Source organism: Tenacibaculum piscium (assembly GCF_021390715.1).
GTDB lineage: Bacteria > Bacteroidota > Bacteroidia > Flavobacteriales > Flavobacteriaceae > Polaribacter > Polaribacter piscius.
The window spans coordinates 1-8454 of the sequence record NZ_JAJGWT010000013.1 but is presented as its reverse complement, the minus strand read 5'-3'; the positions used below and the strand labels follow the sequence as shown (position 1 = coordinate 8454).

6 protein-coding genes are annotated in these 8454 nt (G+C 25.0%); 5 read left to right on the top strand and 1 reads right to left on the bottom strand.

All coding sequences use genetic code 11. From position 1 onward, the window contains the following. Positions 1 to 1532 precede the first annotated feature (1532 nt). The 4 genes from L0U77_RS11070 to L0U77_RS11055 all read left to right on the top strand — a co-directional run bounded on the left by L0U77_RS11070 (position 1533) and on the right by L0U77_RS11055 (position 4683). Positions 1533 to 2327, top strand: coding sequence for a cation efflux transmembrane domain-containing protein (locus L0U77_RS11070; protein ID WP_101931971.1), 795 nt, complete (start codon positions 1533 to 1535; stop codon positions 2325 to 2327). Between the two features lie 739 nt (positions 2328 to 3066). Beyond that, a complete protein-coding gene (locus L0U77_RS11065) occupies positions 3067 to 3552 on the top strand; it encodes a GNAT family N-acetyltransferase (RefSeq protein WP_232113539.1) in 486 nt (161 codons plus the stop codon). 4 nt (positions 3553 to 3556) lie between these two features. Then, positions 3557 to 4189, top strand: a complete 633-nt coding sequence (locus tag L0U77_RS11060; protein WP_233898052.1) for a DUF4339 domain-containing protein — start codon at positions 3557 to 3559, stop codon at positions 4187 to 4189. Between the two features lie 212 nt (positions 4190 to 4401). Beyond that, positions 4402 to 4683 carry a hypothetical protein gene (locus L0U77_RS11055; RefSeq protein WP_233898051.1) on the top strand — a complete coding sequence of 94 codons (282 nt, stop codon included), beginning with the start codon at positions 4402 to 4404 and terminating at the stop codon, positions 4681 to 4683. Here L0U77_RS11055 and L0U77_RS11050 read toward each other — a convergent pair. Next, on the bottom strand, positions 4637 to 4870 hold the full coding sequence (locus tag L0U77_RS11050; protein WP_233898050.1) for a hypothetical protein: 234 nt from the start codon (positions 4868 to 4870) through the stop codon (positions 4637 to 4639). The two genes, L0U77_RS11055 and L0U77_RS11050, sit on opposite strands and share 47 nt — an antisense overlap. An 838-nt stretch (positions 4871 to 5708) precedes the next feature. Here L0U77_RS11050 and L0U77_RS11045 point away from each other — a divergent pair. Then, entirely contained in the window at positions 5709 to 6782 is a 1074-nt protein-coding gene (locus L0U77_RS11045) for a Fic family protein (RefSeq protein ID WP_233898049.1), read from the top strand. Positions 6783 to 8454: the final 1672 nt, after the last annotated feature.

The window sequence follows — 8454 nt, the reverse complement described above, 5'->3', positions numbered from 1 at the left end:
ATNNAAGNTARGWRWAMWMAAAAAGCNACTAYTTACAACAACGTATATAATTAATTGCTGGTTYTYGCCTACATACGAAAATCCCTTGGGGGATTTTCTATTCCGATTTTTTTTACTAAATTTAGTCCCGAATCACGCAACAAATCATATACAAATCCGTTGCAATTTATTGTGAAATTTCAGTAAAAAACAAAGTTTTGAACAATCAATTTTGTCAATTATTTCAAGAAAAAAATCAAAAGAAAAAGCACCAAAAATCAACAAAGATTTTAAAAAACTGACTCCTAAAACTTTGTGAATAAATTTTAAATCAAGAAAAATTAAAAGAAAAAGTACGAAACATCAACAAAGATTTTAAAAAAGCTGATTACGAAACTTTGTAAATAAATTTTAAATTAAGAAAAATTAAAACAAAAAARAARMACAAAAAATCAACAAAGATTTTTAAAAAGCTGATTCTAGAAAATCGAAAAAGGAATTTTAGAGAAAAAATTGAACAATTAAAAACAACAAATAGCAACAACGTATATAATTAATTGCTGGTTCTCGCCTACATACGAAAATCCCTTGGGGGATTTTCTATTCCGATTTTTTTTACTAAATTTAGTCCAGAATAACGCAACAAATCATATACAAATCCGTTGCAATTTATTGTGAAATTTCAGTAAAAAACAAAGTTTTGAACAATCAATTTTGTCAATTATTTCAATTATTTCAAGAAAAAAATCAAAAGAAAAAGTATCAAATATCAATAAATATTTTTAAAAATACTGATTCCTAAAACTTTGTGAATAAATTTTAAATCAAGAAAAATTAAAAGAAAAAAGAAAAAGCACGAAAAATMAACAAAGATTTTTAAAAAGCTGATTACGAAACTTTGTAAATAAATTTTAAATYAARAAAAATTAAAACAAAAAAKAAAAAGTACGAAACATCAACAAAGATTTTAAAAACTGATTCCTAAAACTTTGTAAATAAATTTTAAATCAAGAAAATTAAAACAAAAAAGAAAAAGCACCAAACATCAACAAAGATTTTAAAAACTGATTCCTAAAACTTTGTGAATAAATTTTRAAWAATTAAAACAAAAAATAAAAAGTACGAAACATCAACAAAGATTTTAAAAACTGATTCCTAAAACTTTGTAAATAAATTTTAAATCAAGAAAATTAAAACAAAAAAGAAAAAGCACCAAACATCAACAAAGATTTTAAAAACTGATTCCTAAAACTTTGTAAATAAATTTTAAATCAAGAAAAATTAAAAGAAAAAAGAAAAAGCACGAAAAATAAACAAAGATTTTTAAAAAGCTGATTCTAGAAAATCGAAAAAGGAATTTTAGAGAAAAAATTGAACAATTAAAAACAACAAATAGCAACAACGTATATAATTAATTGCTGGTTTTCGCCTACATACGAAAATCCCTTGGGGGATTTTCTATTCCGATTTTTTTTTACTAAATTTAGTCCAGAATAACGCAACAAATCATATACAAATCCGTTGTAAGTAATGCCGAAAAACCCAGAAACCGAATGAAAAAGACAATATTTGAAATTACCAAAATGGACTGTCCTTCAGAGGAAAATCTAATCCGAATGAAATTAGATGGAATTTCAAGCATTGCGAATTTGGACTTTGATATTCCGAATCGAAAATTGACCGTTTTTCACAGCGGAGAAATTGACCAAATCGAAAAGTCAGTTATCGAACTAAATTTAGGTGGAAAGAAAATCTCGACTAAACAAACCGACCAAACGGAATTTAAAGAAAACAAAAACCAAAAAAAGCTACTTTGGTCTGTACTCGTTATAAATTTTGCGTTTTTTATAATCGAAATGACAACAGGAATTATCTCAAAATCTATGGGACTTGTTGCCGATAGTTTAGATATGCTTGCGGACAGTTTTGTTTACGGAATTAGTTTGTTTGCGGTTGGCGGAACAGTAATAAAGAAAAAACGGATTGCCAAACTTGCTGGATATTTTCAAATAATACTTGCGATTATTGGATTTGTAGAAGTTTTAAGAAGATTTTTCGGAGACGAGAAACTTCCCGATTTTTCGACAATGATTATCGTTTCGATTTTCGCACTTATCGCAAACGGAATTTGTCTTTATATTTTGCAAAAGTCAAAAAGTAAAGAAGAAGCACATATGAAAGCGAGTATGATTTTCACCTCGAATGACGTGATTATAAATTTAGGAGTAATAATTGCAGGAATTTTAGTGCATTATTTGAGTTCTAATAAACCTGATTTGATTATCGGAACAATTGTTTTTGCATTGGTAATTCAAGGAGCATTTCGGATTTTGAAATTAAGTAAGTGAACTAAAAAAGCACTACTTACAACAACGTGTATAATTAATGGCTGGTTCTCGCCTACATACGAAAATCCCTTGGGGGATTTTCTATTCCGATTTTTTTTACTAAATTTAGTCCCGAATCACGCAACAAATCATATACAAATCCGTTAGTTTTCATTGCTCAGAAAAAATGAGAATATTAAAGAAAAAATAGAATTATTGAGAATGTTTTTGAATAATTAAAAATCAATAAATCGTAAATTTTTAAACTCATAAAAAACGCTGTTTTGCATAAATCTAAAAAAAGAATATTTAGAGTTTTAAAGAAAAAGTTTAGAAAAAAACTAACAAATTGAAAATCTTTAAACTCGTGAAAAATTGCTGGTTTGAGTAAATCCAAAAAAGAATATTTAGAATTTTAAAGAAAAAGTTTAATGAAATATAACAAATTTTGAATTTTAAACTCGTGAAAAAATCTGTTTTACGTGAATCTAAAAAAGAATGTTTAGAATTTTAAAGAAAAAATAAAACATAAACAAATCTTGAATTTTAAATTCTTGAAAAACTTAGAAACGCAAAAAAACGTGCTTATAAAAATGTTTCGCAACGAAAAACTAACAACGTATATAATTAATTGCTGGTTTTCGCCTACATACGAAAATCCCTTGGGGGATTTTCTATTCCGATTTTTTTTACTAAATTTAGTCCAGAATAACGCAACAAATCATATACAAATCCGTTGTAGCCAATTAAAGAAAAAAAAATGACGTTAGAATTCAAAATTATACAAAAAGAAAATTTAACAGAATCTGACAGAAAAATTTTTGCTGATTTATTAAAAGAACAAGGAAAAGTAACAGATGATTTAAATTTAAAAGCAGATAGATGCAAATTTATATGTTTAGTTTTTAAAGACAAAAATCCAATTGGAATTGGTGGAATTAAAAAGAAAACTAAAACTGATTTTAATGAGCGGAAAGCATTTTTAATGAGTTTAGAAAATCAATTTGAATGGGAACTTGGGTATTTATACACAAATCCAAAATTTAATGGATTAGGAATTGCAAGTTCAATTGTTAAAATCTTAATTAACGAATATGGAGAAGGAAATTTAATGGCTTCAACAGAAATAAATAAAAACCCCGCAATGGTACATATTCTAAATAAGAATGGTTTTAAACAATATGGTAATCCTTGGAAAAGTATTATTCATTCAAATTATTTAGGTTTATTCTTAAAATTCAATTAACAAAATGGAAAATTTTTTTATTGTAATTAATAATGAGCAAAAAGGTCCTTTCTCTGTAAAGGAAATTTTAGAAATGGATATTCATCAAAAAACTTTAGTTTGGAATGAAAATTATGATGATTGGACTGAACTAAATAATATTGAACAATTTAAAACTAAATTATCTAAAAAACCGCCTCCAATTCCATTAAAGAATAAAGAAGAGCCTTTAAAAATAATTTTAACAAAAGAAAAAACGAAAAGAAGAAAAATTAATTACGAAAAAATATTTGAAAGTTTATTTAAACTTGCGAGTGTTAGTCTTATAATTGGAATATTAACAGCTCTTATTTATTCATTTAGTGTTTATGATATTTCTAAATTTGACAATTATGATTACAGTAAAATAACAATGAATTCACAAGGTGGAGGCATTGTTGGTTATAATTTACCTTTAGACGAATACTCTCCATCTCTTGACCCTAGTTCTCAATGTACAGATGATGGAAAATTTGAATGTTTAAAATACAATGTAAAAAAAAGAAAAGAATCAATTATTGCAATGTCTGTAAATAAAGGATTAATTATATTTGGTATTAGTTACCTAATTATCGTTTTAATTTATTTTACAGATAAACATAATAGAAAAGAAAAATAACTGGCTACAACACCGTGTATAATTAATGGCTAGTTCAAGCCTACTTACGAAAATCCTTGTGGATTTTCTATTCGGTTTTTATTTACTAAATTAGGTGCTTGAAAACGCCACTAATCATACACCAAACCGTTGTGCCACATTAAGCACTCGAAAATCTGAAAAACTTAAACATAATATTTAATAATTTATTCATAATTTAAAAAATTGTAAAAATGACTGAAAAAGATTTAACAGTACAAGATTATAAGAAACATATTCGAAAAAAATACGATGATTTTATAAACACTAAATCTAAAAAGGAAATGTTATTTATAAAAATCGAAATCCTAAATATTCTAAATAAATTAAACCAAAAATCAGAAAAAACAATTATTGATTCTTTAGACGAACTATTAAATAGATACATAAAAAGCCCAAGAATTAAAGAATATGACGAAGGAATTTTCATTACGAATCTTGAGATTTTTTATGCTGAATCTGGGCTAGCTGAATAGAATAAGCAATTGAATTGATAAGCCAAATTTCATCTCTAATATCAATTTCCTGTTTAAACTCTATTTTATTTTCAATCTTTTTAATTTTTGCGAATAACATATCTAACTGTACTTGAATATCTAAAATTTCTTTACCTGATTTAATATTTTTAATTTTCTTTTCAACAAATGAATTTTCTTGACACATAATATTTTGAATTTTAATAACTCATTCTCTTTAAAATTGGCGGAATGAAAAACCATTTACCGAATAAACGTGGCACAACAATGTATAAAATTTATTGCTGATTACCAACTGTTTACGAAAATTATTACTGATTTTTTGTTCTATTTTTTTAACTAAATCAGTAATGATTTTCACAACAAATCTTATACAAAAAACGTTATGTTTAACGGCAGAATTTCCTCAGAAATTCCTAATGAGTATTTTATGAGTTCTAAAAAATAAATTGACATAATTATACGCTGAAAAAAAAAGCTCAAACAGCTAAAAATGAAAACAACTTCTCCCCTATTTTAAGAAAAAATTGAAACGTGAAAAGTAATTTAAGACAATTTAGAAATAAAATGAAAAATTCAAGAATCATTTAAAACTGAATATAGAAACGTGAAAATATCTCTGGAGAAAAAAGGTTTTAGCACAACAGCGCGAATATCAAGCTGAAACGTAAAACGAGAAATTTAAGCATTAGAGGTGGAAAAATTAATTAAGAAAAATTAAAAGGCTAAAAACTGAGCTTTAAAGCGTGAAAAATAAAATAGAATAAAATTTAAGTAGATTGATTATTTAGAACTCAAAACCGATAAACATAACACCGTATATAATTTATTGCTAGTTTTTAAATATTTATGAAAAGCTTTTTTTTAAATTTTATATTTCGATTTTATTAACTAAATTAGTTGCTCGAAAAACGCAACAAATCATATACAAGAACGTTGGGCTTAATGCGACAAAAAGTCCCACAATTACAATATATGTACTTTATTTTGTATTTTTGGTACGTATTAAAAAAATATAAGACAAAATGTACCAAATAAAAAAACTTGATAAACTTCCTCCTAAAAAAGAAAAAGTAGAAACTTTAAAAATATTAAGACAATTAAGTAAATCATCAAAATCTTTAGGTGAATTAAAAGGAATTGCTCAAACTATGCCTAATCAGGAAATGCTTATCAATGCAGTAGTTCTTCAAGAAGCTAAGGATAGCTCTGAAATTGAAAACATTATCACTACTCAAGATGAACTATATAAAGCTTTAGCTACAAAAACAAAACAAGGGTCTCAAGTAAAAGAAGTAATTAATTATCGAAAAGCTATTTTTTCAGGACAAGATTTACTTAAAAAACAGGGATTCTTAAGATTGAAAGATATTGAATTCTTACAAAAAACAATTATTGAAAATAATGCAGGAGTAAGAAATATGGCTGGAACTGTTTTAAAAAATGACAAAACAGGAGAAGTAGTTTATACTCCACCACAAGAGAAAGACGAAATTTTAGATTTATTAGGTAATTTTTTAGAACATTTTAATATAAAACAAGACGACTTTCCTCCTCTTATAAATTTAGCAATATTACATTATCAATTTGAAAGTATTCATCCTTTCTATGATGGTAACGGGAGAACAGGTAGAATACTAAATATTCTTTATTTAATTATAAATGAACTTCTTGATATTCCTATTTTATATTTAAGTTCATATATAAATGAAAATAAATCAGATTATTATAGACTTCTAAATAAAGTAAATACATCTGACCAATGGGAAGAGTATATTTTATACATCTTAAAAGCTATAGAAGTAACATCCGATAGAACTATTCAAAAAATAAACGCTATTAATAATTTACTATCTAAGACTATTGAAATTGTACAAGAAAAAGAACCTAAAATATACAGAAAAGAACTTATTGAATTGCTTTTCGAACAACCTTATTCAAAAATTGAATATGTAGTACAAAAACTAAATGTAGAAAGAAAATCAGCTTCAAGATATTTAAATAGTCTTGAAAAAATTGGAATTATATCTTCTGAAAAAGTTGGTAGAGAAAATATTTATGTTAATAAGAAATTAATAGAAATATTGAAAAAGAACTAAGCCCAACACCGTATATAATTTATTGCTAGTACTAGCCTACTTACGAAAATCCTTAGGGATTTTCTATTCCGTTTTTATTTACTAAATTTAGTGCTTCAAAAACGCAACAAACCATATACAAAACGTTAGTTTTCATTATTCAGAAAAAATGGAAATTTCAAGAATAAATAGAATTATCGAGAATATTTAAATAATTAAAATGAATAAATTATGAATTTATAAACTCGTGAAAAAATGTTGTTTTGCTTGAATCTAAAAAAGAAAGTTTAGAATTTTAAAGAAAAAGTTTAATAAAAAACTCTGAATTTTAAACTCGTAAAAAAATTGCTGTTTTGCGTAAATCCAAAAAAGAATGTTTAGAATTTTAAAGAAAAAGTTTAATAAAAAAAACAAATTCTGAATTTTAATATAACCCACAAAACAAAAGATACAAACGAACTTATCATCATTTAGCATTAATTAGACCTTAATTAATTTACCTATTAATTAATATTTAAAATAAGAGGACCTTTATTATTCATCTANCGTAAAAAAATTGCTGTTTTGCGTAAATCCAAAAAAGAATGTTTAGAATTTTAAAGAAAAARTTTAATAAAAAAAACAAATTCTGAATTTTAAACTCATGAAAAAATGCTGTTTTACGTGAATCTAAAAAAGAATGTTTAGAATTTTAAAGAAAAAATTTAGAAACGCNAAAAAAACGTGCTTATCTGAATGTTTCATAACGAAAAACTAACAACGTATATAATTAATTGCTGGTTTTCGCCTACATACGAAAATCCCTTGGGGGATTTTCTATTCCGATTTTTTTTACTAAATTTAGTCCAGAATAACGCAACAAATCATATACAAATCCGTTAGTTTTCATTGCTCAGAAAAAATGAGAATATTAAAGAAAAGAGAGAATTATTGAGAATGTTTTTGAATAATTAAAAATCAATAAATCGTAAATTTTTAAACTCATAAAAAACGCTGTTTTGCATAAATCTAAAAAAAGAATATTTAGAGTTTTAAAGAAAAAGTTTAGAAAAAAACTAACAAATTGAAAATCTTTAAACTCCTGAAAAATTATTTGAGTAAATCCAAAAAATAATATTTAGAATTTTAAAGAAAAAGTTTAATAAAATATAACAAATTCTGAATTTTAAACTCGTGAAAAAACCTGTTTTACATAAATCTAAAAAAGAATATTTAGAATTTTAAAGAAAAAATAAAACATAAACAAATCTTGAATTTTAAACTCGTAAAAAAACCTGTTTTACGTGAATCTAAAAAAGAATGTTTAGAATTTTAAAGAAAAAATAAAACATAAACAAATCTTGAATTTTAAATTCTTGAAAAACTTAGAAACGCAAAAAAAACGTGCTTATAAAAATGTTTCGCAACGAAAAACTAACAACGTATATAATTAATTGCTGGTTTTCGCCTACATACGAAAATCCCTTGGGGGATTTTCTATTCCGATTTTTTTTACTAAATTTAGTCCCGAATCACGCAAAAAATCATATACAAATCCGTTGCCCGTAATTTGGCACTAGAAACTTAAAGATAATTTTTAAAAAGAAAAAAGTATCTTCGCTTTCTAAAATAAACTATAAAAAATGAAACTTTTAGAAACATTACAGGAAGAAAAATCGAGCAATCTAAAAGGCGGAATTTATCATAAAACACA

Coding starts and splice junctions, on each gene's coding strand:
- L0U77_RS11070 (WP_101931971.1), top strand. CDS start 1,533: ATGAAAAAGACAATATTTGAAATTACCAAAATGGACTGTCCTTCAGAG.
- L0U77_RS11065 (WP_232113539.1), top strand. CDS start 3,067: ATGACGTTAGAATTCAAAATTATACAAAAAGAAAATTTAACAGAATCT.
- L0U77_RS11060 (WP_233898052.1), top strand. CDS start 3,557: ATGGAAAATTTTTTTATTGTAATTAATAATGAGCAAAAAGGTCCTTTC.
- L0U77_RS11055 (WP_233898051.1), top strand. CDS start 4,402: ATGACTGAAAAAGATTTAACAGTACAAGATTATAAGAAACATATTCGA.
- L0U77_RS11050 (WP_233898050.1), bottom strand. CDS start 4,870: ATGTGTCAAGAAAATTCATTTGTTGAAAAGAAAATTAAAAATATTAAA.
- L0U77_RS11045 (WP_233898049.1), top strand. CDS start 5,709: ATGTACCAAATAAAAAAACTTGATAAACTTCCTCCTAAAAAAGAAAAA.